Here is a 25,130-nt window from a genome sequence, read left to right as displayed (position 1 = left end):
ACTATTGATCTCTCCAATTTCTCTTTTCAATATTTCTAACATCATCAACTCCTGATAATGTTTTTAAATACTCGATTAAATGAAGCAGTTCATTATCGTCGTGATCTCCTAAAAATTCACGTACGCGTATAAGGTTTCCATAATTATTCTGATACTTGGCCGGCGTATCATCAATGGCGAGAATAGAATCTAATGAAAAACCAAGACGCTTTACTTTAGAAAGTTTCTTTAAAGGCACCCTCTCATTTAAAAGAGGATCGAACTTCCAAGTACAACGATGAGAAGACCAAGAGAACTCTAACGAAGACTCTTTTGGCAAAATTAAATCAAGAACATGCTCCATATAATTCTCTGATCCAGAGGTCCAAATGGCCACTTTGAAATTATTAAAAAAGGAAGTTTAAAAACTCTTTTAAGTGTGGTCTGAGCACGACGTGAAAAGGACCTATGCTTGTAGAGTTTTCTACAGGAACATCACTTGCGTGCAAAAGTGTTTCATCGATATCTAGAATAATTAACTTCATAATGAAAATAATTTTAATGGAAATGAGTGGGAAAACAACAAGAGAAAATAAAAAAGCCAGCTTCGAGAGCTGGCTTTTTAAAATGGAGGTCAGAATCGGATTCGAACCGATGATGCAACAGTTTTGCAAACTGCGCCGTTTGACCACTCCGGCATCTGACCATAAAGTAAAAGTGATAATGAAGGATCAAAGGTGAATTGTCAACACTTTGAAGACCTTTTTTTCTCTTAAAATCAAAAGGTTACAAATTCTATTTAAACAAATCTGTTACTTACTGAGCAGTTTAATTTGCTCAAATTGCACCTGAAAGCGAGAGTTAGTGTCATCGCCATCACTACTGAGCCAAAGGGCCAAAACCTTCTTCGTTGGATCTAAGTCGACTGTGATATCAAATTGATCACTCGCCTTAGCAACAAATGATTCCTTAAGAAGCTCACTTTGGGGATGAGTTCGTCGTTGATCTTTTAATCGATCATCGTCGTAGAGATTAAAAAATTGAATATAAGAAACACCACTTCCACTGGGGGCCAGTTCAAAAAGTGTCGTAATCCATTTTGCAGCGATGGCCTTTTGAAAAAAATTAAGAGTTTGCTCACCTTCGTAAACAACCCCTACTCGAACGAGAAAATCATCTGCGCCTTTGTCCCCTTGCTTTTCTTTTAAATTCAAAGTGCCTTTTATATGGCCTTTAAAATGAAGTTTTTTAAAACTAGTCGCTGCACTTAAAGGATAAATCAAGGGAGATGCTGATGAGTCGACACCAATTGTAAGAAGGTCCTTATCAAAAGAGATAGTATTTTCTTTTAGAGATGAATACTTAAGAATTTGCCAAGAACTGGCCTGAAACTTGGCCTCATGATCTTCATTTGCACAGACAACTTGTGAAGTTAGTGCATTTAAAATAAGAGAGAAAATAATTTCTTTCATAGGCAAAAAGTAAAAAGACTATCAGACAAAAATGAGTCTGATAGTCTTTAATATGATTCTTAATCTAAGAAAACTGGATAGAAATTACGCTTCGCGGATTACGTACTTGTCCTTACCTGCATCAACCATTTCTTTAAGTTCTTTACCAACTTTAAAGAATGGAACTTTCTTAGGTGGAACTTTTACGATCTTTCCAGTCTTTGGATTTCTTCCCTCATAGGCCTTGTAATTTCTATTGGCAAATGATCCGAAACCACGAATTTCAATTCTTTCGTCATCATAGAGAGACTTAATCATACTGTCGAAACAAATGTTTACGATTGTCTCGGCCTGCTTGTGAGTAAGGTTCGCTTGCTTCTCAACGGCAGCAATTAAATCCGCTTTTGTCATATTCTTCCTCCAGGAGTGAAAAATCTTTTTGCTAATGCCAAGCCTATCGGTAAGTTTCTAAAATTACTTAAGCAATATAATACAAAAAGAGCATCTTCCCAAAAATCAATAACTTATATTTCTATTAACGCTTAAAAGTGACCAATTATCAAGGCATTAAGTAAAAAATAATAAAAAAAGGATAAAATATAGCTCATTGAAATCATTGAAAAATTCAGAATATCCCACAATCCTACTGGGACCTTAATAAAATATAGTAAAGCTTGTCTGAAGGAAGACGAAAAGGTTCATAGGATGAAAAAAATAATACTAATGACAATTGCTCTCGCCTTCGTTTCTTGTGTTCAAGAAAGTGGACGTGGTACTCGCCTTTTCACGGCCAAAGGTGTCTCGACAACAGATTGTAGCGGACTTTACTTTGATGCAGTCACAAAAACTCAATGTGTTAGTCAGTGTGAGTCGGGCTCACATATCGCCTCAACAGAAGAGCTCGCAACTCTTAAAGAAGGCCTTACAGAAGATCAAAATACTATTTTAGATACGGCACTTGGTGCTTGTGTAGAAGATGTTATCGACACATCAAGACCAAGTGATGCTATTTCCATTCAAGGTGATTTCTGTGTTTGTCAAAATAAGAAAAGTACAACGCTTAACACACACCCGCGCTGTCCAACTTTTTGTAATAGTCTAAGTGATGATAATACGGCCGTGACAATCTATGGTTCCGTAACTCTTGATGATGCTGTTACAAATAATGACTCTCTTGGAAACCTACACAATTGGTGTACAGTTCCTCTAGAAAATGACACGACAAACCCTCAATGTGTATTAACTGATGGTAGTGGAAGAAACTTTGCCCTGACAACCTCTTCAGGCTCTAATGAATTTCAGGCCATTTTATCGGGTCTTCCCTTTAATAAACAATATGTTCTTTTTATTCAAGAAAATGCCACAGGCACTTCTGCAAAAACAAAAGATACACTTCAAGTCTTCCTTCAAACACCAACTGATGAAGATAACGAAGATATGGTTCGCTTTCAAACGATGACTCAATACACTTGTATTCGTCGTCTGATTGAACAAGATCAAAATACATCAAAAGATTATTACGTCGACTCAGCGAGATCACACTTTTACTACCGCGCAAGTAATACTCCTCCAGCAATTCCAGAGAGTGAAACAAGTATTTTCTGTCACGATATTTTCAACACGGCCTATAGCCGAGTAGATAGCGCTCTTTACGATCGATTAGAAAGGCGCTTTGATCATTTTGGTGTTTGGTATGATTCTCGTTTTTACAACGATACCACTGGCCAACTCTATATGAATACATTGATAAAAGAGAAGTATGCCACTAACACTGGAGAAACTCTCGATACGAATATCTTTTTTCCACTAAGTTGGGATAATGCTCCTCAAGTTGATGGGATTTCGACAAATTCAAACGTGCGTGGATATCTCATGATTCCATTTGTCGATGAAAGAGGATTTGGCAGTTGTCCAACTTTAGAAGACTATGACTCCGGTGGAAGTCTCTACTCTGTTTTAAAAGAATACGTTAAAATTCCAACAGAGGCCCTCTACTTAGCAACTGGTCCAACGGAAACATTTACATCAACAGATGGGTCGATGACCACAGTAAACCCTGATGTCATGCTTGTTCGTGAAAGTGAAGTAAAAAATCTATGGTTTCTAAATATCAATGGGACACCAACAAAACCAACAGATCTCACTCTAAGAGATTACACTGCTTTTTTCTATTGGCCACCAATTGAAGGAGACACTGACCCCTATCAACAGAAGGGATATCAGAAGCTTTACACAATTACTGAAATTGGTGAAGACTCGACATCTGGAATTCCAGTTGGAAGACGACCACACGACAAAAGAGTTGCTTGCGTTCCTGCCGTAGATTCGCTCGATTAGAATAACGTTTGTTTCGCTATATCTAGTGTTGGTTTAACATCATCGAAAAACAGATAGAAAAAAACACCAAAGCGAAGTGAGAGCGTAAAACAAAGTTGTACAAACCACTTTCTCATCTTGGTAAAGAGACCGTCCTCATCATTTTTAGAGAGCTTTTTAAGCGCTATTGCAAAAATAAAGATTCCGATATTGATCCCAACAAAGATCCAAAGTCTCTTTTTCTTTTGAACAATATTCGCTAAATCAGGAAGGGCCTTGTTGTCGCGAAGAAACGTCGTTAAAAACTCTAAATAACGTGGATCTTTTAAAAGAAATTTATTGCGTGTTCCATCTTTTGTTAAAGTGACTTTCAACTGCCTTTGGAAGGCCGATCTTGAAATAGATTGATTGGCAGCAATAACTTGCCTTAAAACCTTTTTAAAGTCCTCAGGGCTTTTCATAACATCCATCATTTTAGGAGATGTACTTAGAGAAGCTATGCTTTGATTTCCGGCCAATTTTTGTAAGGCCTGCATGTCATAAGCAGTTCGATCAAATTGTCCATCTAGATCAGGATCTAGGTCTCTCTCGCCGCGAGACGAGTTAGCATAGGAAGAATGGAGTGAAAGGAAAAAAAGCCCTGCAAAAAGCAGGGCCATAGATTTATGCATTAACTGTTTCGTTAGTCTCATTCTTTTCGGCCTTCATTCTATCAAAAAGAAGTGTTACAGGTGCTGCAACAAAAATTGACGAATATGTACCAATGATAACACCAAGTGAGATTGCAAGAAAGAAATCTCTAATTGCTAAACCACCGAAAAATAACATTGTCATAGAAACAAAAAGTGTTGTCCCTGAAGTTAAGAATGTACGTGATAGCGTTTCGTTAACAGCATTATTAATGTGCTCAGAAAGAGGACGTCCAATAAAGCGTGCTTCGTGCTCGCGAACACGGTCATAAACAATAACGGTATCGTTAACCGAGTAACCAATAACCGCTAGAAGTGCAGCAACTGTTTGCAGTGTAAACTCAGTTCCCGTGAAAGCAAATACCCCTAGGATGATTGAAACATCGTGGAAAAGTGCCACGATAGCTCCCGGTGAGTATTTGAAGTCAAATCTAAGACCAATATAGATCATAATTGCAATCAAGGCCCAAAGCATCGCTTGGAAACCAGAGATTCTAAGTTGAGCACCGGCCTTTGGACCAACGATATCAACTTTTCTAATCTCAATACCTTTTGAGGCATAAAGAGAGTTAAGAGACTCAGTTGCTTTTTGAGTAACCTGGTTAAGTTTCTCTTCTGAAGCAGCGACTTTTAAAAGGTATTCATTGGCCGACTCCTCACCAATAGATTGAGCCGTTAGTCCTTTGAAACCTGCTTTTGACATATCTTTACGCAGATCATTGAGTGGAACGTGTTCAGTGAATTTCACTTGAATCTCAGCTCCCCCCCTAAAGTCGACACCGTATTGCATTTTTGTAAATACACCAGCAAGTGAAGCAACAACAACAATCACACTAAGGATTGAAGTTAACGTAAACTTGTTAGTGAAGTTAAAATTTGTATTTGCTTTGATAATTTCAAACATTGTTATCTCCAATTGGCAGCAAGATCTTAGATACTAAGATCTTGCCCCTCAACTTTATCCATATAGAATTCAAAGAATAATCTTCCAGCAAAGTACGATGTATAAACAGTCGCTACGATACCAATAAGAAGAGTGACGGCGAAACCACGAATAGGCCCTGTCCCAAAGTTTAGAAGACAAAGACCAGCTAGAGCTGTCGTGATGTTGGCATCAATAATCGTCCAGAATGCTTGTTCAAAACCTTTTTCAACGGCTTTGTAATTAGTTACACCCTTTCTAATCTCTTCTCGAATTCTTTCGTAGATAATGATGTTGGCATCGACGGCCATACCAATCGTAAGAGCAATCCCAGCGATACCTGGTAGAGTTAGAGTTGCCTCAAGCCCAACAAGTGCAGCTAGTACGAAAAGAACGTTAAGAGATAGGGTAACCATTGCAACGGCACCAGAAACTCTATAGTAGATAAAAATAAAGATGAAAACGAGGGCACAACCAACAAGGGAAGCAAAACGCGCTTTATCAATTGAATCGTGTCCAAGTGATGGACCAACAGTTCTTTGCTCAAGGAAATCAAGTTGAACAGGAAGAGCACCAGCTCTAAGAACGAGGGCAAGGTCTCTCGCCTCTTTCATTGTTTGGTTGAAGTTTCCTGAACCAAGTGTAATTTGAGCGCGCCCACCAGCAATTCTCGTTTGAATATTTGGAGCCGAGTAAACGTTACCATCAAGGATAATCGCCATACGACGACCAATATTCTCACCAGTTACTTTTTCAAAACGATCTGCACCTTGTTTCTTAAAATCAAGTGAAACATAAGGCTCGTTTTTTTGTTGATCGATTAGAACTCTTGCATCAGCAAGATCATCACCAGTAATTCTTGGGTTTAGATCAACGAGATAAGGAATTTTAAGTTCAACTTCATTTGTTGCCTTAGAAACCTTCTTCTCAAAAGCTAAAATATAGTTTTTTGGAAGTTCATCTTTAAGATTTTCGTTAACCTTTTTAATGTAATCAGAAAAGCGGTCACCTTTGTTAAAAACAATCCCTGCATCTTCTGTCTTTTTTAGCCAAGACTGAACTTGCGCCATTGGGATTTGATCATTAACAAGTTTGAACTCGAGTTTGGCCGTACGACCAATAAGTTCTTTTGCTCTATCAATGTCTTTAACACCTGGAAGCTGAACAATGATTCTATCTTTACCTTGAGAAACAATCTCAGGCTCTGTAACACCAAATTCATCAATTCTGTTTCTGATAACTTCAATTGACTTTGTAACAGATTGCTCTTCAATTGTTCTTTTAACATTGTTAGTAAGTGCGATTTGAATCTTTGAAGTGTCTTCACCAGTAATTCTTAGAAGACCATTAAAAAATTCGTGAATCTTATCTTTAGTTTTTTGAACATCACTTGCCGAAGAGATCATAATCTCCATTTTCGGATCAAGTGGGTCAGTTGCATCGATCTCTCCACCTGTAACGATAACACCTGCATCGTCTTTCATTGTGTACTCGATCTTGCGTGCGTAACTTCTTACTTCATCTTTATAGACTTTTTTAAAGTCGATCCCAAGAATCATGTAAAGCCCACCCTGAAGGTCTAGACCTAGGTTGATCTTAGACTTAACAGGATAATTACTCTCCTCATTGAAGTCCATGACTGTTGGAATGACCACGACGATTGACATAACCGTAACCGCGATCAGAAAGATAAAGCGATACCACCAGCTTCTTTTCATTAACATACTCCCTTAAGTTCGAAGCGAATCGAACGTCCGTATTCACGTGTAAATTAAACCACTAAAAAGTATAGTGGATAAGTATACAATAATGCAAGGAAAGGAATAAATAAGGAAAGAAAGGAAAACGCAGGTGGTTAAACTTCACCTGCGTCATTTTTTTGTCGGACTTCTTCACTTGGTTTTTCATTGGCCAAGTTTTCTTTTTGCACTGCGCTTGTTTCGACTGCTTCCTCGTCGTGAATCTTCACAGTCTGCTGTTCTGGCTGACTTTGAGGTGTCGTGTCATTGACATGATTCATGAGATCATCTTTTGCCTTTTGAAACTCTCGTAGTCCCTTACCTAGCCCCTTTGCAAGCTCAGGAAGCTTTTTCGGCCCGATAAAAACAAGGGCAAAAACAAAAATAATCAACAATTCAAACATGCCTATACCAAACATGCGCTCTCCAATTTAGTCGTTCTTCTTTTCTTCGAAGATCGTTTTAGCAAGCCCAGCAATCTGACTTTTCAATACTTTTAATTTTACACCATCTTCAACTTCAAGCGTTACTACTTTTTCAGTCAGCCCATGGATTTTCCCTAGGATACCCGCTTTTGTGTAGATCTCATCACCTTTTTTCAGTTCACCGATAAGCTTTGCTTCTTGTTCAAGCTTCTTTTTCTGTGGACGAAGGATAAGAAAATAAAAAATTACGAAGATGAATACAAGTGGTAGGAACTGCATCATTCCGTTTTGCGCTGCTGGTGCTGCTGCAGCTTCTTGCGCGTTAGCACTAGTCATAAGTAAGGCAAGTAAACTCATAAAATAACCTCTATTTAAAAATTATTAACTCCACTCGTTGGAAGAGTATTTGTTATAAAAGTTCGTATAATATTCGTCAAACTTATCCGCAATGATCGCCTCGCGGGCTTCTTTAACCATATTGAGATAAAAATGAAGATTGTGATAACTAATCATCTGACCCGCGAGATACTCTCCAACATTGAAGAGATGGCGAATATATGAGCGTGAATAGTTCTTACAAACTTTACATTCACATTCTGGATCAGGGGGAAGTGTATCGAATTTAAATTTTTCTTTCTTGATTGAGATTGGTCCATGGCTTGTTAAGAACTGGCCATTGCGAGCATTTCTTGTTGGAAGAACGCAGTCAAACATATCAAGACCCGCGCGAATTCCATTGAGAACATCGAGTGGCTTTCCTACACCCATGAGATAGCGTGGCTTCTCATCTGGCATAGTATGAACAAAGTTATCGAGGAACTCGACCATCTCATCATTTTTTTCACCAACAGAAAGTCCGCCCAAAGCAAACCCAGGAAAATCCATTTCTTTTAGACGCTCCATGCATTCGCTACGAAGATCAAAATGAAGACCACCTTGAATGATTCCAAAGAGACGTTGGTGCTCTTTAAGTTCATAATCTTTACAGCGCTTGGCCCAGCGAAGAGTGAGTTCCATACTCTCTCTAAGTTTTTCTTTCGTTGCCGGAAGCGCAGGGCACTCATCAAAGGCCATGACAATGTCACTACCTAGGGCCTTTTGAATTTCCATCGACTTCTCTGGAGAGATAAGGTGATAAGAACCATCGATATGCGATTGAAACGTCACCCCTTCCTCTGAAAGTTTATTAATGGCCGATAGAGAAAATACTTGGTAGCCACCAGAATCTGTGAGGATTGGTTTATTCCAATTCATAAAACCGTGAAGTCCACCTCCCACTTGTTCAATGAGTTCGTGACCAGGTCTTAAATAGAGATGATAAGTGTTTCCTAGAATGATCTGGGCACCTAGTTCTTCAAGCTCGTGGCCCCACATGCACTTTACAGATGCACGCGTACCAACAGGCATAAAAATAGGTGTTTGAATTTCACCGTGTGCTGTTTTAATAACACCGGCCCTAGCATTTCCACTTTTAGCTACTTCTGTATAATAGGACATATTACCTCAAAATGAGCATTGCATCGCCATAAGAAAAGAATCTGTATTCATTTTCAATGGCAATTTTATAGAGTTCTAAAGTTTTCTCTCTTCCAATAAGCGAACTTACGAGCATGAGAAGAGTTGATTTAGGTAAGTGAAAATTTGTGATGAGTCCATCAATGCTTTTCACATCTTTACCTGGGTGTAAAAAGATATTTGTCTGATAACGCTTATCCGCCTCAAGATCAAAACCTGTACTTTTAAAAGATGACTCGAGAACGCGAAGAGAGGTTGTTCCAACGCAAAAGCGAGGTCTCTTTTGTTCAAGTCTTTCAAGGTTTTGTTGGTCGACAAAATATTGTTCTGTGTGCATGTCGTGATCGAGAACATTTTCAGTCTTAACAGGAGCAAACGTCCCAAGTCCTACGTGTAATGTAACATAGGCCCGATCAATATTTTTTTTCTCTAATTTTGAAAAAACCTCATCGCTAAAGTGAAGCCCGGCCGTAGGAGCGGCAACGCTTCCAACTTCTTTTGCATAGACGGTTTGATAATCTTTTTTATCAAGATCATCAGATTCTCCACCGCGAATATAGGGAGGAATTGGAATTTTTCCATACTCTTCAAGATAGTTTGCAAGAGAGCTTGCTTGAGAGTCGATATTAAAAGAAACCCCAAAGCGCCCCTCTTCAACCCAAGTAATAGTCGCTTGAACATCACCATCGAGAAGATAAGTATCGCCAAGATCTTTCTTGCCACGACTTTTAATTAAGCAAGGATAACTTCCATCGACATCGACAACAGAGAGAACAAAGATCTCGGCCTTTCCACCCGTTGGTTTTTTTCCAACAAGTCGACAGGGAAAAACCTTGGATTGATTAAAAACGATCTGAGCTCCGCTTGGAAGAAACTTATCAAGTTCTAAAAACGATGTGTGGGTAACCGTATCGTCTTTTGCATTGTAGACCAAAAGCTTAGAAGTATGACGATTGGGCGCAGGTCTTGAAGCAATTAGCTCCTCTGGCAAATGATAGTCATAACTTGAAAGTAAAAGGTCTTTAGGATCAATTCCCTCAGGTAACATTCTCGTTCCTCAATGATAGATAAAAGATAAGTTTGTGATTTTCTATAACTAAATCATGATTCTGTCCATGAAAGTCGATCCATTTAGGGAAAAATTCCCAGTGGTGAGAAATCTTATTTATAGCTAGAATAAGTCTATGAAAATATTCAGATTCCTTACGACATTTTGTGTTCTTGTAGCTAGCTCATTCACTCTCGCTCAAACCGGCCCAACAATTTCCCTTGGTCCTGTTGCGCTTGGCGAAAAAAGAATAGAAATCAACCTCAAAAACTTCAAGGTCGTTAAAAAAAAGGGATCAAGGAAAGTAAGAGCAAAAATTATTGAGGACTCCATCCAATGGGTTCGAAGTGAAGATAATCTTCTCATTCCAAGAGCGAGACTGAAAATCCTCATTGAAGGAGATGATGAAATCACACTTGATTATTTAGGCGTAAATATCATACCTGCAAGTTTTAATAAGAAATATAAAGAGAGTGAATTATTCATTAACCTCTTCAATCCAGGAAATATCAAAGTCTATCAGGGAAAAAAGGAAATTGAATCCCTAACGCTCATAACCACAGGTGTTGCCAATCAAAAGATCAAGCATCTCATCGATTATAGTTGTGTAAAACACGATCTTAAAATCGAGGGTCTGGACAATGAGTTTCTCTCCGTTGGTTGTCGAATGGAGAGAACGGGAAAAATTGGCAATGAAAGATCGAGACTTCGCATTAGCTGGACTAACCCTAACCTTTTTGCCCCCAATGGAAACACACCGCCTTTTGTTTCCTTTCTTACTGATAAAAGGCCAATTCAAGTCACTCTTTATGACAAAGATGGTAATAAAAAAATCGTAAAGATTAGTGCCAATATCAACAAGCGCTATAGAAGAATGAAAACGGCCATCGGACTTGGACCCTACGCTTTTAAATCACATAGTGGTGATCGAGACAGGGCCAGTACTGTCGCGCCTGCGGCCATGATTTATTCGCGTTTTGATTTAACGGAGCAAAGTAGCTTGCGTGCTTTTGAAGCTCTCATCTACCGCGAAACAATTTTTAACAATCTTGGGGCCTACTTCGCCTATGATCTTGGAAATGCTTTTGATCATCGCTTAAATTTAACGGCACTCCTAGGAGCTCAGGTGCTCTCTTTTCAATTTGATCAAAGCACTAGCTTCACTAACAAGCTTATCTACCCTCAAGGATTTGAAGTGGTCTATCGCCACGCTTTTAATATGGAAAATTATAATCTCGTATACGGCATGTTTATTTCAACTCAAAGTGAAGAGACCTACGACAATCTATGGCTTCGCTTTGGAAAAGGTTTTTTCTGGGAGCTTAACTACATTCGTTGGGCCAGAGAAAATGAGAGCACGACCACTTGGGGTCTCTCGATTGGTATCCCGACGGCTTCTTTTTTCTAATAAAACGAGAACTTAGAGACTATAAATAGTTCATGTTTTCTATGTTTTGACGTCATATCAAAGAAATTCGGCTAAGAACTTAGAATGAAACGTTTTATCATCGCAACATTTTTCGTTCTCTCACAAAGTATCTTGGCCGTTACCTATAAATCCAATGGCCCTATCGATGGTCTCTCACATATTAAAGATCTTGTGGATTCCAATTGGTCTATTCAAATAAAAAATTACTCATGCTTAGAAGATCGTGCCCTAGATTGGAAAAAAAAGGCCAATCAAATTGTTGAAACAGATTCACTTGATAAATTTCAAACAAGCCCTAGACTGCGCATTTTAGAAGAGGGGATCTTAAAAAATGCTCTCATCAATTACGCTTACTCACGACTTTTCATTGAGCATATGAGCGAAAATGAAACGCCTTATGCCTTCTGGCTCGGTTCGGCCACTTATGGTTCTAGACAAGTTGGTCACGAACTAAGAGATGCCTACTATAAATTGGCAAAGCTTTCCAAGCACGATGGTTTTCCTTACTTAAAAGAATTATTAAAGTCTGAAAAACACATCAAGGGGATTAAGGCCTTTGTCTTTTACTTCAAAGAGTTTAGTTACTATATGGCCACATCCAATCAAGCAATTTACCAAGATATTTTTTGGCAATTTCTTGCAGCGAAATACTGTGGTCCACAATTTGTCAGTCGAATGCTTTTAAACGAGGCCCTAAAAATGAGAAAGAGAAGTGATTATAAAGATCACTACGAAAGAATGGCCCTCGCTTGGAAGAGAATGAGCAGCAAAAATGCCGACACCATTTTAAGAGGTAATCTCGATCTTCTTTGGGATGAACAAAACTTTGTCCTCCAACCACTTCTCTATAACCCGTGGCATGCAAAAATTGTTTCGGCATCAAAATTCTTTAATAGCTTTGCCGTCCCAGGAATTCCTGGAGTTCATGGGGAGCTTCTCGATTTTAATGACTACAGCAAATTACACGATCAAAAAAATAACCTCTCAAATTTCGAATCGAGAATGAAGTGGGTTAGTTATCTTGTAAAAAATCATAAAGACTATTTTGTCGACCAACATAATAAAGGACTTCTTGAAAAACTATTCTACGATGTTCAAGAAGAAAGTTTACTCGTTCTTGGAGACTATCTCTAATGAAGTATTTACTCATATTACTTATAACCATCACTTCCTCTTTTGCTAATCAACAACAAGAGCTAACAATTGATCTAGCGAGACAGTCCCTTAATGAAGCGAAGGCCATCAGTGGCGATGTCGATGATATGGGACAAAGAGCACTCTTTTTGCACTCGCTCTACTTAGATTCCAAAAAGAACTTTCCCTTTGCACTTTCAATCTCTCACCTCACTCTTGGTATTGAGACATCGAGTTATTTGACAGATAAAGCAAAGAGAACTCTCCTCTTTTTCAAAATGAAAGAGATGATGAAAGATTTTAATATGTGGGGAAAAGAGCTTCGCTCACTAAATCGCTTTATGGTCACTCACCTATACTTTGCCTATACTTGGGCAAAGAAACTTCATGCAAATAAATTATCGGTACCTTCAAATAACCCATTTGAAAAAGATGATGAACTCTTTGAAGTCTATCGAAGAACAAGCTATCTCTACTGGGCCTTTGAAGATATGAACTGGGCCATTGAAAATGGAATCACACTTCCAGAGAAAACAATGGATGAGCACTTTGAATTATTTGTCGATTGGGAACATCGTCTCATCATTCAAAACACATTGAAAGAAACCTACACGCAACTTAACTCTCTTTTACAGATGACTTTAAGAAACGTCCCTTCAAGACTAGTAGAAAAATTATTTCTCACTCCCTTAACAGGACTTAGAACAACGATGAACCTTGAGTGTTTCAAAGAAGAGTCGTACCTAAGAACACCCGATTTTCTCGATTATAATGAGAGAATCAAACAGGCCCGAAGCTTCTATCAAAAGATGAAAGAAATCGATTTTGACCCAAATAATGAATGCTACAATGATGAATACTATCTCTCAAAATTTCCAGCACACTTTATCGTAAGGCCCGAGGAATATTTGAGAACATTGAAAATTGAAAAGATGGAATAAAAAAGGCCTCGTTTAAAGAGGCCTTTTTTATAGATAATTTAACAACTCTGTAGCTTTTTTAAGTTCCAAAAACTTTTCTCTTTGCTCACGGGAAGGCTCGACGACTTCATGGGCCCATTGTGCAACACATGGAATATGGACAGCACTTGCTCCTAGCTCAACGACAGGAAGAACATCTGATTTCATCGAATTTCCAATCATGATAAATTCACTTACATCGATGTTGTGGCCATTTAAAATATTTTGGTAGGTCTCAGGATTCTTCTCATTGACGACGTGAACTTCTTCAAAATAATCGCCAAGACCAGAGCGAGCAACCTTACTTTCTTGATCAAGAAGATCACCTTTTGTAATACAAATCACTTTGTAATTCTCTCCAAGTTTTTTGAGAACATCATCTATTCCCTCATACTTGTTGATTGGATAAGAAAGGATTTCCTTACCCATATTAATGATAATCTGAATGTCTTCCCCAGAAATTTTATAATTTGTTAACTCTAGGGCGGTTTCAATCATAGAGAGCATAAAGCCCTTGGCCCCATAGCCAAAGAGATGTAAATTCTTAACTTCATTGGCATAAAGTTCATCTTGAAAATCTCTTTTTTCGATATATTTTTCTAAAATTTGAAAAAACTTTGCTTCTGCACTTCTAAAAAAAGGCTCGTTTACCCAAAGGGTATCGTCAGCATCAAAAGCAACCACTTTAATTTTATTTTTATCTATCATTTTAATTCCTTTTTTAAGCTCGCCAATTAAATCAATAACACGATATTCAGTCATTTCTTGGGTAATATTTACAAAGATTGATATCCATAAATTATTTAATGATATTTTGGATGAATCATCGAATCAGGAAATGACATTGAAAATACAATCTTTTAAACAACTAAACCTTAGAGATTTCTTCTATATCTTGATCTTATCTTCTTTTGGTTTTCAAACAAATAGCTATGCAAAAAACATAGACTACCTTTGCGCATTTTTGAAACATGATTTTAAAGATTCTCAATTTGAGATGAGAGCACGTACAGCAATAACAATCGAAGAAGACCCTTTACTCAAACTAGCACTAGAAGGAGCTTGCGATAAAAGAGAACTCCTTCTAAGCGAAGGCCCTGTTAAGGTTTATAAAACATTAAGTGACTCAGTTGTGCTTGTTACAGGAACTGATCCTTTAAAAGGAACATTTACACCCTTTTATTTAACAAAAGTTCCAAGTTTTACAAGTAAACAAACAATTATCTCATCCAATGGTGATCAACTCGTAACAAGGGTTATGATCCCGACGAAGAAGAATTTAAAAACAACTATTTTAATGAGAACGCCCTACCATCTCGCTTCTCCTAAGCACTATCTAAAAGACTACTTTAGATATGTAGGGCTTGGTTACAATGTGATCATTCAACCCATAGCTGGCTCAGTCCTAAACACAGGAGTGTTTAAGTGGCTTAACTTAGAAAAGGAAGCTAAAGATGCTAGTGCAACAATGGACTGGATAGAAAAGCAATCATGGAGTAACGGTAAAGTGATTCTCATAGGAACATCTTATCCAGGGTCTCTTGCTCTTGCTGGAGCCAGCACCAATCATCCAAGCATCATTGCAACAATAGCCTCCAGCGCGCCGACGAACAAGAATCGTCATAGCCTCTCTAATGGTGGCTCGGTTCTTGGAAAGCTCGCCTATGAGATTGCTGTTAACTCACATATTGCAAACTATGAGAGAGTCTGGCCTTCTCTCTATCGTATAAGTCAAAACTATAACTACAACCAGATTGATCCCTTGCTAAATGAAACGGGATTTTCAAGTTTCAATCTAGATGCAGTGGCCAATGATGAGAAAAATGAAAAAGAACACAGGACCTTCATAGAGAAGATTAAGCAAACAAGTTTTTCAATTGTTCATGCGGGCGGGGCCTTTTCTGATCAAGACAGTCTTGATAGCTATGAAAACTTCAAGGATTTAGAAGATAGAGAAGATAATTATTTTATTCTCCACCCTGATGGGCACTCCGATGTTACTGAGAGATCGCTTCTAAAAAGATTTTCACAAAGAGAACAATCAAAATCATCATTCACAAATATGATGAAAGATCTCATGTACGGAAGAAAGTTTTGCGCGACAACAGCAAGCTTTAATTTTGGCGTCAATCCTTTGGCCTATAATCCACTAACGAAAGAGAATTGTTACGATTCTTCCAAAGACTTCGAGTCTAGTTTTGAAAAAGTAACATTTAAATTTAAGTATTCGCACGATATCCAAAATGGAAATTCCACTATTCAATTTTTTAAAATTAATAGTCACGAGCTTGGAATATTCTTTGGTCCAATAAGAATCGAAGTGAAGCATAAAATAAGAAATGAAAATACTGTTAAAACCACGGATTTCTCTCTCTTATTAAAGCAAAAAAACTTACCACAACAAAGTCTCAACATTGGTAATATCTATATCAATGAAAAAGGCGATCGACAGTCATCTGCGACAAGTAATTTTACATTCTTTTCACATCTAGACCTTGAAAACGAAATGACACTTTATTTAATTAAAAGAGATAATGAAACAAAAGATGCTAAAGAAAAGCTTGAAGTAGAGTCAATTGAATTGACTCTACTTAGAAAGAAAGCTCAAATTAGTAAACTTCTTAATCTAGAAGCATTCTAAAGTTTTCAGTGATACATTTATCAATAAATTGCTCGTACTCCGAGTGTGAAGAAGCAAAGCCTTCTTTATCTGCCCATCTTCTACAACTACTGTCATATCTTGTAACTTCGCAAGTAACAAACTCATCCCATTTATTTAGTTCTTCATTACATTGAATACTCTCGTTTTTAGATTCAAGTTCATAACACCAGTCCCCCCAATTAGGGTTTCCGTTGTTAAAAACAAATTGATTCAAAACCATTTCTAAATCAGTATAAACACCAAGTGGTTTCTCACATTGAGTTTTTGCCATAGTTACATTTAAAGAAAGGAGTAAAGAAAGAGCGATGATTACTTTCATAATAAGTCCCAAGGATAGAGGTTAAACGATGTTTCTTGAGCACTAATTATCATCAAAAATTGTGGAAAGCAAGGGAATGCTCCGTTAGAAAACTGTTAAGTTAGTATGAGAAGGTTCACAAAGAATGAACCTTCCCTATATCCGATGTTCTTACTGACAACGTTCAATTTTAGAGAGTGCACGAGAAAAAGCGTCGTCATAAGAGACGAGGCCAAACTTTGAGGAATCTTCTCCAGCGAAGACTTTCATCATTTTACCGTCCTTGGGATTTCCACTCACAAGCAGTTCGCTCCCCTTAAGAACAGTATCAGTACTACCATTCGTCCTATACTCTACAAGGGCATAAACTTGCGTGCATGAATGTTTTCCATAACCCATGGTTTTAAGGCACCCTGTAGAAATTGTTTTAACTTCAATATTCGCCTCTTCATTCGATTGAACAATATTGTAGTTTTGCTTCACAAGTCGATCCTCAAGTTGGTAGAGACGATTGGATTCACCTTTGGCCGAATTTAAATAGACATTGCAATCACTCGCAAATGAGCTCGCAACGGATAGAAGTGATAGACCAAGTAATAACTTTTTCATAAGTATCTCCACATTGTTTTTATTTGTTCCATTAACAATGTTTTCATATTGCTATCATTAACTAATTTTTTGTTACTAAATGAAAAGATTATAAGAGGTGTTATTATTTAGACACAAAAAGGACAAAAAAAAGGAATCCTATCAGGATTCCTTTTTAACTATTCTTAGAATGTAAGAATGGTGCCCAGAACTGGACTTGAACCAGCAAGCCTTGCGGCACACGGCCCTCAACCGTGCGTGTTTACCAATTTCACCACCTGGGCAGCATGAAATGTAGAAATTAATTTAATGAGGATTCTACAATATGACAAGCTCTTTTTTCAAAAAGCTCTTCTTTTTTTAACTACATACAGCGTAAAGAGATTGTTTTTAGCGTTTATCAATATAGAAATCAAGCTCGCTTAAATAAAAGCGCACACGCTTGGTACTCTCTTCTAAGCGATCTACTTTTTGATTCATTCTCTCAAAAAGGCCTAAACTTTGATTGTCATTATATGAATCAACAAGGGCCTTCGCCTCATCGAGAGCTCGCGCTTCAAGTTGCTCATCTTCATAGTAGTCAACAAAGTCTTCGTCTTCATACTCAGAAAATTCGTTTAAAAGATCATTGAGAGGGTCATCGAGGACCTCCTCTGGATCAGGCGCATAATTTTTAGCAGCAGGGAACATGACGAGATTCTCATCAGTGCTTGAATCCAACAATTTTTCTAAGTCTTTCATTTCCGTCCAATAAGTTAATAAAGTTTCTTCTCATGGATTTAAAGTATCCACGCTAGTTAATGCACAGGACATGCCAACATAAGTTGTCCTAAGCTGCTAATATTTAGTTTTCTTAACAAGCTAAGATTGTCTTAAATTGTGACATCGTCTAGGAATCATACAAAAAAAAGATCAATGAATTCCACCACTTGTGATGTATTTTTTCTAGACACCCCTATAATTCTTTCCCACTTTTAAGGCGTTTTTTTACAGGAGATAATAAATGAGGAGGCTTTTATGGAACAAATCAGTTGCATGAAATGTAAGTACTACAAATCAACCTATGACCCGCGTAGCCCAAGAGGGTGTCGCTTTTATGGCTTTGAAACGGCCAGTATTCCTTCGATGGTCATTAAGCGTGAAACAGGTAGCGAGTGCATGGCCTACGAAAAACGAGCGAATGCTAGAGAGAAGAAAAAAGAGCTCGATCTTAACGATCCTAAACTATGGTAGTTCTTTGTTCATCTCAAAGTAGCTAGGCCCTTTTGATTCAATCATTGCCCCACCCAGACAGACCTCTTGGCCTTCAATTGTCTGGTAGAAAACAATACTCTGTCTGATGGCCACCCCTCTTTGAGGTACGTCAAATTCAACTTTAACTTTATTGCCATCAAATTCAGTAATCACACAATCTTGGTCTTTTTGGCGATAGCGAACCTTAGCTTTACAGCGATAAGGAAGCTCTAAATTGAAGCTCTCACTAACGAGAGAGATTTCATCAGCATAGAGATAGTCACAATAAAGGGCCGGATGTTGATCACCTCTTTCAACGATAACCACATTGCGCTCCATATCCTTGTCAACAACATACCAAGGCTCACCAGGACCACCAAGGCCTAGCCCTTTTCTTTGGCCAATTGTATAGTAGACAGAACCTGTGTGCTTGCCTACAACCTCACCAGCGAGTGTTTCAAAGTTCCCTTCCTTCATTTGAACATATTGAGAGAGGAAGTTTTTAAAATTTCTCTCACCAATGAAACAAATCCCAGTGCTATCTTTTTTATCATGAGTGATAAGATCATACTTTTTAGCAATTTCTCTAACTTCTGGCTTTGGAATATGACCAATGGGAAAGAGAACCTTATCAAGTTTAGATTTCATCATTGTATAGAGAAAGTAGGTCTGATCTTTATTATCATCATTCCCTTTCACTAGGCGGTTTTCACCATCGAGAAAGAGGTTTTGACAATAGTGTCCCGTTGCTAAGTAATCAGCGCCAAGCTCAATGGCCTTCTCTAAAAAGACCTTAAACTTGATTTCACGGTTACACAGAATATCGGGATTTGGTGTCATTCCCGCTTTGTATTCTTCAACAAAGTGCTTGAAGACATTATCGCGATACTCTTTTACAAAATCGATGGAATAATAGGGAATATCGAGCTTCTCGCACACTTTAACGACGTCTGCGAATTCTTTAGACGATTGGCAAACGCCAAACTCATCTTTTTCTTCCCAGTTTTTCATAAACATTCCAATCACATTGTAGCCCTGCTCTTTTAAAACAGCAGCACTGGCCGAGGAATCAACCCCCCCAGACATTCCAACAATGACAGTAATTTCTTCGTTTTTTCTTTGATCGTGTATTCTCGCCATGGCCTATAAATACACTAGAATAGGCCTTTGGCGCAATCAATTAGTTGATTTCATGAACAATCTTTACTTAAGCTCCATGGCCCAAGAAATGACAGAACCACTGAGATAGAGAAAAGAATGATAGAAGCTTTTGAAATTAATCGTTTCAACAAAATCATTTGATGTATGATGATTTTTACTATTGTAATCACTCTCCCAGTTTTGGGTGAAAGTCACGGCTGGATACCCATTTTCCCAAAAAGGAAGATGATCACCTGTATTGAAATTATTGCCAACGTATTCAAAGTCGATGTGACTAGACATTTTCTTTCCAGCAACGTTTAGCATATCAAAAAGAGCTTTATCGTGCGAAGAGGGCCCACCCATCCCCTTTCTTCCATAGGCCTTGAAATTTCCATACTTTTTTTCTTTATCTTCATTTTTAGTATCGTGGCCGAGCATGAGAACATTGACCATACCATTGAAATTTTCTTCTTTAAGAGGTGTTTCGTATTTTTTTAAATAGGCCCTGGCCCCTAGAAAATCGAATTCCTGAAAATCAAAGAAGACAATACGAATTGTTTTTTGAATCTCAACTTGCGAGAGAAGTTCAATCATTTGTAAAAGAGCTGAAACTCCTGTGCCATTATTATCTGCACCTGGTTGTCGTCCTTTATTATTAACAACCATATTCTTCTTATCAAATATCACTGTGTCATAATGGGCACCAAGAAGAAGAACTTCATTTGGATACTTAGAACCTTTCTTTTCCCAAATAACGTTCTTTCCCTTTATTCCCTTAAATGAATCCAACCTCTTGATCATATTCTTCGTGAAAGAATCCCATCGTTGATAAATCTTATCACCTGGTTGAAACTTGCCAACGATTTCATTTTGAAACTCTTGAAGATAACTCTTTTTCGCTCTTTCCAAGTCTGGTTCAAATTCATCGACTATGACAAGGCCCTTAGAGTTTGGATCTTTTCTTTTAATTTCTTCTACTAGCCATGAAGCGACTTTTTCATGACTGGCCGTTCCCACCATACGAGAAGGTCTGTTATTTTTAATAAAATCGCGAAGTGTTTTAATGAGATCATCTTCTTTTACTTTAGTAACAATACTTTTTACGCGATAAACAGATGTTGGGTTTTTCTCTCTCTTTTTGAGATTCACAGCAAGTGTTTGCATCGTAAAAAGTAAAATAATTGCACTAAAACAAAACTTCATTATAACCTCATTTGAAAAATATCGATGAGTGGCTTTTTCAAAACATCTTCTTCTTCCTTAGTAAAAGGAAGCTGTCTATATTCAGCATTTTCGTAGTATCCATAACTCTTAACGACACCTGAGCCAATAACCTTAGCCCCGACTCCTTTGCGATTATAAAAGGCCACACGAGTACCAGGAGAGAGTACCCCCTCCTTTTCACCCTTTAAATCAACGAGTGCAAAGTCATTATTTTTAAAATACAAACAGCAACTTTCAATCTCTTTTGAATTTGAAATTTTATAATAACAATTGATAGGCACAGAGCGATCGAGAGCTTCTTCACAAATAAAATGAGAAATATAGAGGTGACTATGTTTTAATTTATCTTCTCTACCAAGTAGAATAGAACCATTAGAAGGAACCACGCGAACAACGACCATATTCTTATCGAGCGGTTGACTCATTTTGAAATTCAAGCGCGTCGTCTGTCCTACATAGAAATCACTATGAGATTCGTGATCACCAAGAGTTCGCCCATCATACTGGCTGTAAACGACACCCTCTTTAATCATTGTATGAGGAGCTCTCTCTTTAATCAGATCGAGAATTTTATCTTTGATATCAAAATCTCTACGCGCTCTTTTAAGTTCTTTGTAATCTCTATCGACGTTAATACCAACCAAATCATAAATACGTTGAGTCTCCTCACGTCTTAAATCACTTAGAGGAAAGAGAAGATGATCATAATAAGAATCTGGTAAAGTTGCGACGCCAAAACTTTCATCATTATTTAAGTCATTAGAACTTAGAAGATGATGTTCGCCAGTGATTTGGTTTTTGTAGAGTTTAGCAAAATGTCCTGTGGCCACGAAGTCCGCTTTAAGTGCGCCTTTTTTTTCCATTAATTTACTAACAATGAGCTTGTTATAATCAGGCCTTGCATCATAGCGACGCCCCTGCAATCTCGCAGCAACCAGGGGGTCAATCACCTGGTCGAGAAATTCCCCATAGCCTTCAGTGGCATAGTAAGGGATTTCAAGTTGATCACAATAAGATTTAATAAGATCTAAATCACTAGGGAGCCACTCTTCAAAGATTTCGTTTTCAATTTCATTGCGTGAACGCAGCGAAACAGTAACGCCAATACATTTGTGACCTTGTTTTTTTAACAAATAGGCCGCAACTAACGATTCAATTTTTCCATCCATTCCAATGATGACAGTGGCCAAAACAACCTCCTAGTTTTGCCCTTATCCCATTATATCTCGACATAACCTCCTGAAATAGTTGGGGAATAATCTTCTAATCTAAGGCCCAAACAACAAATAACCGATAATTTTACTATGAATTACGCTCACAAATTTAAAATTGAAACTATGACCAGCCAAGATATTGTCCTCTTTGTTCCTAAAAAGAGAGAAACTCAATATCTAAACGAGGCCATGCGTGCTTTGAAATCTCTAAGAGTTAAAAACTACTTTGTCTTTGCTCATATCGGATCTCAACAGTCGTTTATTCAAAATATGGATCTTCTCTCGCAAATTACACTGGAGACAAATAATAACGTACTAAATCAAAAAAATGAGACTATGCTAGAAGACCTGGCCGTAAGACTAGAGACGAGGCCAGCTCTCAAATCTCTCTTTCACGCCATTGGGCCTGTACAAAAGAAAGTGAGCGAATGCTCCTCTAAAGAACTGCTCATTGCTTCTATGGTAAAAGGGCTTCTCTCTGAAGCACCACTAGTAATTGTTGAATGTATTGATGAACATGCAGATCCTTTTTTAAAAGCTCTTTTTAAAAAGGCCATTCTCGAAAAGAATGAAAAAGATAAAACAAACTTTCTTATTCTGACTCATGATGCCCACTACTGGAGTGAGTTATGTGACAAGAGCATTACTTATAATGAAGATCTAAGCTATTCACTTAATAACTTAGAAGAGAGAAAAACTAAAAACACTTCACTCACAGTGCACAATAATAAAATAACACCACTAGACAATCCCCTTAGTCTCGTCCAGAGCTTAGAGGCCATGAAAAAAATCTCTTAAACAATTCTACACATCGCACTATCCCCTGATATTAATTGACATAATCAGTTGCGTAAATTCATAATCATAAGGGTCATATTAACAAATCACACCAACAAAGAGATCACCCCCTTATGGTCAAGAAATTGAACTTTATCGATATTTTTTCTGGAGCAGGTGGCCTGTCTTGTGGACTTGAACAAGCTGGTCTTAAATGTGTTCTTGGCGTCGATGCAAACAAGCATGCCATGGAAACTTTTGCTCTTAACCATAAACATGCCAACGTCTATTGCGGAGATATCAAAAAGCTTACAAAAAATAAGCTCTTTGATCTTATCGATAATAAAGAAGTACACGTCGTCGTTGGAGGGCCTCCATGCCAAGGATTTTCTACTGTTGGCCTTGGTGATCCAAAAGATACAAGAAACACACTCTTTAAAGAGTTCGTTCGCATCGTAAGAGAAACCAATCCTTACTACGTTGTCATTGAAAACGTAACAGGACTACTTGCTAAGAAAAATGAGAAAACGCTAAGAGCGATCTTCCAGCAATTTCATAAATTAGGTTACAACCTTGATGTTCGCGTTATGTCTGCTGAGCAATATGGTGTTCCTGAAAAAAGAAGAAGAACGATTATTATTGGTTCACGCCTAAATACTGAGATCGATTTTCCAAAGAAGACTCACGATACAATCATCGCAAAAACTTTTAGACCGGCCATAACTGTTGGTGATGCTCTTAAAGACATCGCAACAAAAAAAGGCGAGATCATTAACCACGATCTCGAACTTGCTGAGTTAAAGTCAAAACTCGATAAGAAAAGACTAAAAAGAATCCCAGATGGTGCAGGAATTCGTTACGAAAAAGACGAAAAGAAATACTTCACTCCATCACTAAAGCTTGGTGTTGATTGGAAAACTCTTCCAGAGAATCGTTTCCGCCAAACAAAGTACCAAAGACTGAACTCAAAGGCCCCAAGCCCTACAATCATGACTCACCGTCATAGTTACTTCCATCCAACTGAGCACCGCTACCTTACTCAAAGAGAAGCAGCTCGCTTACAAAGCTTTCCAAATGACTTTGTCTTTGCGGGACCAATCTCTGCCCAGTGGCGCCAAATTGGAAATGCCGTACCTCCAGAGATGGCCAAGTGTATTGGAAAAAGTCTTGTTAAAATGTACAAACAATCTTTGAAGAAAAAAGATTTGGTTACCGATAATAAAAGAAAAACTGTCAACCAAACAATTAGGAGTGTTCGTGAGAAGGCCTTTGTCTATCGCACTTAAATTTATCTCTCTAACGGCTGTTGTCATCACTCTTAGTGCTTGTTCAACAACATCGACAAAAAATAGCTGTATCGTCAATCGTGCGGCCTTTGACATGGGTTCAGGCTCAACGAAGATGGTCGTAGCAAGAGTGAATAAATGTGATCTAAAAATCGAAAACCTACTTTTAGAGGCCCAAAGACCGATTGGCTTCAAGCAGGATCTTATCGATTCAAAAGACAATAAGTTTTCAAACAAGATTATCTCTGCCGCTACAAATTCACTCATGGAATTAAAAGCGAAGGCCCAATCACTTGGTGCCACAGAGTTTTCGGCCATGGCCACATCGGCCTTTAGAACGGCCAATAACGGTAAAGAAGTCCTCAATCTTTTGGCAAAAAGAACGGGAATGAATCTCAAAATTATTAATCAAACAACAGAAGCTCGTCTTGGATACTTAGGTGCGAAAAACCTTATCCTCGATAAGAGACCATTTATTGTTTGGGATATTGGTGGAGGTTCTATGCAACTTTCACACAGAGACGAAAAAGGAGTGTGGACACACTACCTTGGAAAGATTGCTTCAGTTTCTTTTAAAGACCAAGTACTAAAGAAGCTTTTCAAAAAGAATAACCGCTCACCTAACCCACTTGGAAAAAGACGGGCCCTTAAGGCCATTGATCTTTCTAGAAAAGCGGCCGAAAAAGTTCCAGCTTTTTTCAAAGACCTTAAGAATTACAACATCTATGGTATTGGTGGTGTACACTACTTTTCTGTTAGAAAACAAACGGGCATCAAGACAAAGACTTATCAGCAAAACGATGTTTACACGACTCTTTTAAAGAGATCAAAATTAAATGATCGCCAAATTGGTGGCCCATATGCGCAAACTGATGTTACAAACCTTGCTCTTGTCTTAGGACATATGCAAAAAATGAATATTGCTAAAGTTAAAACACTTAAAGTGAATATGGCCCACGGACTACTCTTGCATAATCAAAGCTGGTAAAAAGAAAAAATTAAATACAGTATCGACAAGGCCAAATTGCTTTCGAGTCATTGGGCCTTTTTTTATGAACAAAATTGAACATCCGTTGACGCAAAAAGTTTCTCTTTCATA

The 25,130-nt window shown here is 38.0% G+C and carries 27 protein-coding genes and 2 tRNA genes; 9 read left to right on the top strand and 20 right to left on the bottom strand.

The annotated features are described in order from the left end of the window. Window position 1 precedes the first annotated feature (1 nt). From HBN50_RS06640 to HBN50_RS06620, 5 genes are all read right to left on the bottom strand, one after another. Window positions 2–376 (bottom strand): NIF family HAD-type phosphatase, encoded by a 375-nt coding sequence (locus HBN50_RS06640; RefSeq protein WP_273868800.1) that lies wholly within the window; start codon window positions 374–376, stop codon window positions 2–4. Window positions 377–386: 10 nt separating this feature from the next. Continuing rightward, the gene (locus tag HBN50_RS06635) at window positions 387–524 is read right to left on the bottom strand and encodes an NIF family HAD-type phosphatase (RefSeq protein ID WP_273868799.1); all 138 of its coding nucleotides are present in this window, start codon (window positions 522–524) and stop codon (window positions 387–389) included. Window positions 525–607: 83 nt separating this feature from the next. Then, window positions 608–685, bottom strand: a tRNA-Cys gene (locus HBN50_RS06630). A gap of 106 nt (window positions 686–791) precedes the next feature. Then, on the bottom strand, window positions 792–1,451 hold the full coding sequence (locus HBN50_RS06625; RefSeq protein WP_273868798.1) for a hypothetical protein: 660 nt from the start codon (window positions 1,449–1,451) through the stop codon (window positions 792–794). An 84-nt stretch (window positions 1,452–1,535) separates the two neighbouring features. Next, a complete protein-coding gene (locus HBN50_RS06620) occupies window positions 1,536–1,841 on the bottom strand; it encodes an HU family DNA-binding protein (RefSeq protein ID WP_021270872.1) in 306 nt (101 codons plus the stop codon). Between the two features lie 294 nt (window positions 1,842–2,135). Here HBN50_RS06620 and HBN50_RS06615 point away from each other — a divergent pair, with 294 nt between their 5' ends. Then, window positions 2,136–3,767: a hypothetical protein gene (locus HBN50_RS06615; RefSeq protein ID WP_273868794.1), complete on the top strand. Its 1,632-nt coding sequence runs from the start codon at window positions 2,136–2,138 to the stop codon at window positions 3,765–3,767. Here HBN50_RS06615 and HBN50_RS06610 read toward each other — a convergent pair. The 7 genes from HBN50_RS06610 to queA all read right to left on the bottom strand — a co-directional run bounded on the left by HBN50_RS06610 (window position 3,764) and on the right by queA (window position 10,084). Continuing rightward, a complete protein-coding gene (locus tag HBN50_RS06610) occupies window positions 3,764–4,438 on the bottom strand; it encodes a hypothetical protein (RefSeq protein WP_273868793.1) in 675 nt (224 codons plus the stop codon). The two genes, HBN50_RS06615 and HBN50_RS06610, sit on opposite strands and share 4 nt — an antisense overlap. Next, window positions 4,410–5,339 (bottom strand): protein translocase subunit SecF, encoded by a 930-nt coding sequence (gene secF / locus HBN50_RS06605; RefSeq protein ID WP_273868791.1) that lies wholly within the window; start codon window positions 5,337–5,339, stop codon window positions 4,410–4,412. The genes HBN50_RS06610 and secF overlap by 29 nt, the downstream gene beginning before the upstream one ends. A gap of 26 nt (window positions 5,340–5,365) precedes the next feature. Next, window positions 5,366–7,075: a protein translocase subunit SecD gene (secD, locus tag HBN50_RS06600; protein ID WP_273868789.1), complete on the bottom strand. Its 1,710-nt coding sequence runs from the start codon at window positions 7,073–7,075 to the stop codon at window positions 5,366–5,368. Between the two features lie 137 nt (window positions 7,076–7,212). Continuing rightward, the gene (locus HBN50_RS06595; protein ID WP_273868787.1) at window positions 7,213–7,515 is read right to left on the bottom strand and encodes a twin-arginine translocase TatA/TatE family subunit; all 303 of its coding nucleotides are present in this window, start codon (window positions 7,513–7,515) and stop codon (window positions 7,213–7,215) included. Window positions 7,516–7,527: 12 nt separating this feature from the next. Next, the gene (gene yajC / locus HBN50_RS06590) at window positions 7,528–7,878 is read right to left on the bottom strand and encodes a preprotein translocase subunit YajC (protein ID WP_273868786.1); all 351 of its coding nucleotides are present in this window, start codon (window positions 7,876–7,878) and stop codon (window positions 7,528–7,530) included. 24 nt (window positions 7,879–7,902) lie between these two features. Continuing rightward, window positions 7,903–9,018 (bottom strand): tRNA guanosine(34) transglycosylase Tgt, encoded by a 1,116-nt coding sequence (gene tgt, locus HBN50_RS06585; protein ID WP_273868785.1) that lies wholly within the window; start codon window positions 9,016–9,018, stop codon window positions 7,903–7,905. A 1-nt stretch (window position 9,019) separates the two neighbouring features. Continuing rightward, window positions 9,020–10,084 carry a tRNA preQ1(34) S-adenosylmethionine ribosyltransferase-isomerase QueA gene (queA, locus tag HBN50_RS06580; RefSeq protein ID WP_273868783.1) on the bottom strand — a complete coding sequence of 355 codons (1,065 nt, stop codon included), beginning with the start codon at window positions 10,082–10,084 and terminating at the stop codon, window positions 9,020–9,022. A 136-nt stretch (window positions 10,085–10,220) separates the two neighbouring features. On the opposite strand from queA, the gene HBN50_RS06575 reads away from it, so the two are divergent. From HBN50_RS06575 to HBN50_RS06565, 3 genes are all read left to right on the top strand, one after another. Then, complete coding sequence (locus tag HBN50_RS06575) at window positions 10,221–11,492, top strand: hypothetical protein (RefSeq protein WP_273868781.1); 1,272 nt, start codon at window positions 10,221–10,223, stop codon at window positions 11,490–11,492. 84 nt (window positions 11,493–11,576) lie between these two features. Beyond that, complete coding sequence (locus HBN50_RS06570; protein WP_273868779.1) at window positions 11,577–12,647, top strand: DUF2515 family protein; 1,071 nt, start codon at window positions 11,577–11,579, stop codon at window positions 12,645–12,647. Continuing rightward, window positions 12,647–13,588, top strand: coding sequence for a hypothetical protein (locus HBN50_RS06565; protein ID WP_273868777.1), 942 nt, complete (start codon window positions 12,647–12,649; stop codon window positions 13,586–13,588). The genes HBN50_RS06570 and HBN50_RS06565 overlap by 1 nt, the downstream gene beginning before the upstream one ends. Window positions 13,589–13,615: 27 nt before the next feature. On the opposite strand, the gene HBN50_RS06560 is transcribed toward HBN50_RS06565, so the two are convergent. Beyond that, on the bottom strand, window positions 13,616–14,368 hold the full coding sequence (locus tag HBN50_RS06560; protein WP_273868774.1) for an HAD family hydrolase: 753 nt from the start codon (window positions 14,366–14,368) through the stop codon (window positions 13,616–13,618). A gap of 82 nt (window positions 14,369–14,450) precedes the next feature. Here HBN50_RS06560 and HBN50_RS06555 point away from each other — a divergent pair, with 82 nt between their 5' ends. Beyond that, window positions 14,451–16,247, top strand: coding sequence for a CocE/NonD family hydrolase (locus HBN50_RS06555; protein WP_273868771.1), 1,797 nt, complete (start codon window positions 14,451–14,453; stop codon window positions 16,245–16,247). On the opposite strand, the gene HBN50_RS06550 is transcribed toward HBN50_RS06555, so the two are convergent. The 4 genes from HBN50_RS06550 to HBN50_RS06535 form a co-directional block, all read right to left on the bottom strand. Next, complete coding sequence (locus HBN50_RS06550) at window positions 16,228–16,587, bottom strand: hypothetical protein (RefSeq protein ID WP_273868770.1); 360 nt, start codon at window positions 16,585–16,587, stop codon at window positions 16,228–16,230. The two genes, HBN50_RS06555 and HBN50_RS06550, sit on opposite strands and share 20 nt — an antisense overlap. A 150-nt stretch (window positions 16,588–16,737) precedes the next feature. Continuing rightward, a complete protein-coding gene (locus HBN50_RS06545; RefSeq protein ID WP_273868769.1) occupies window positions 16,738–17,175 on the bottom strand; it encodes a hypothetical protein in 438 nt (145 codons plus the stop codon). A 178-nt stretch (window positions 17,176–17,353) separates the two neighbouring features. Then, window positions 17,354–17,438, bottom strand: a tRNA-Leu gene (locus tag HBN50_RS06540). Window positions 17,439–17,544: 106 nt separating this feature from the next. Then, window positions 17,545–17,895, bottom strand: a complete 351-nt coding sequence (locus HBN50_RS06535; protein ID WP_273868768.1) for a hypothetical protein — start codon at window positions 17,893–17,895, stop codon at window positions 17,545–17,547. Between the two features lie 276 nt (window positions 17,896–18,171). Between HBN50_RS06535 and HBN50_RS06530 the strand changes: the two genes are divergently transcribed. Beyond that, on the top strand, window positions 18,172–18,387 hold the full coding sequence (locus HBN50_RS06530; protein WP_273868767.1) for a hypothetical protein: 216 nt from the start codon (window positions 18,172–18,174) through the stop codon (window positions 18,385–18,387). Here the strand turns inward: HBN50_RS06530 and mnmA are convergent. The 3 genes from mnmA to HBN50_RS06515 all read right to left on the bottom strand — a co-directional run bounded on the left by mnmA (window position 18,379) and on the right by HBN50_RS06515 (window position 21,944). Beyond that, window positions 18,379–19,527: a tRNA 2-thiouridine(34) synthase MnmA gene (gene mnmA, locus HBN50_RS06525; protein WP_273868766.1), complete on the bottom strand. Its 1,149-nt coding sequence runs from the start codon at window positions 19,525–19,527 to the stop codon at window positions 18,379–18,381. The genes HBN50_RS06530 and mnmA overlap by 9 nt on opposite strands. Window positions 19,528–19,590: 63 nt before the next feature. Continuing rightward, entirely contained in the window at window positions 19,591–20,733 is a 1,143-nt protein-coding gene (locus tag HBN50_RS06520; protein ID WP_273868765.1) for a M28 family metallopeptidase, read from the bottom strand. After that, on the bottom strand, window positions 20,733–21,944 hold the full coding sequence (locus tag HBN50_RS06515; RefSeq protein WP_273868764.1) for a hypothetical protein: 1,212 nt from the start codon (window positions 21,942–21,944) through the stop codon (window positions 20,733–20,735). Before HBN50_RS06515 ends, HBN50_RS06520 begins: the two co-directional genes overlap by 1 nt. Window positions 21,945–22,058: 114 nt before the next feature. Between HBN50_RS06515 and HBN50_RS06510 the strand changes: the two genes are divergently transcribed. The 3 genes from HBN50_RS06510 (at window position 22,059) to HBN50_RS06500 (ending at window position 25,019) form a co-directional block, all read left to right on the top strand. Next, a complete protein-coding gene (locus tag HBN50_RS06510) occupies window positions 22,059–22,766 on the top strand; it encodes a hypothetical protein (protein ID WP_273868763.1) in 708 nt (235 codons plus the stop codon). 113 nt (window positions 22,767–22,879) lie between these two features. Beyond that, the gene (locus HBN50_RS06505) at window positions 22,880–24,031 is read left to right on the top strand and encodes a DNA cytosine methyltransferase (RefSeq protein ID WP_273868761.1); all 1,152 of its coding nucleotides are present in this window, start codon (window positions 22,880–22,882) and stop codon (window positions 24,029–24,031) included. After that, window positions 24,003–25,019 (top strand): Ppx/GppA phosphatase family protein, encoded by a 1,017-nt coding sequence (locus tag HBN50_RS06500; RefSeq protein WP_273868759.1) that lies wholly within the window; start codon window positions 24,003–24,005, stop codon window positions 25,017–25,019. Before HBN50_RS06505 ends, HBN50_RS06500 begins: the two co-directional genes overlap by 29 nt. Window positions 25,020–25,130: the final 111 nt, after the last annotated feature.

The sequence above is a fragment of the Halobacteriovorax sp. GB3 genome (assembly GCF_028649655.1).
Lineage (GTDB): Bacteria > Bdellovibrionota > Bacteriovoracia > Bacteriovoracales > Bacteriovoracaceae > BSW11-IV.
Note: the sequence above shows the minus strand (reverse complement) of the source record. Positions and strands in the feature narration are given on the sequence as shown.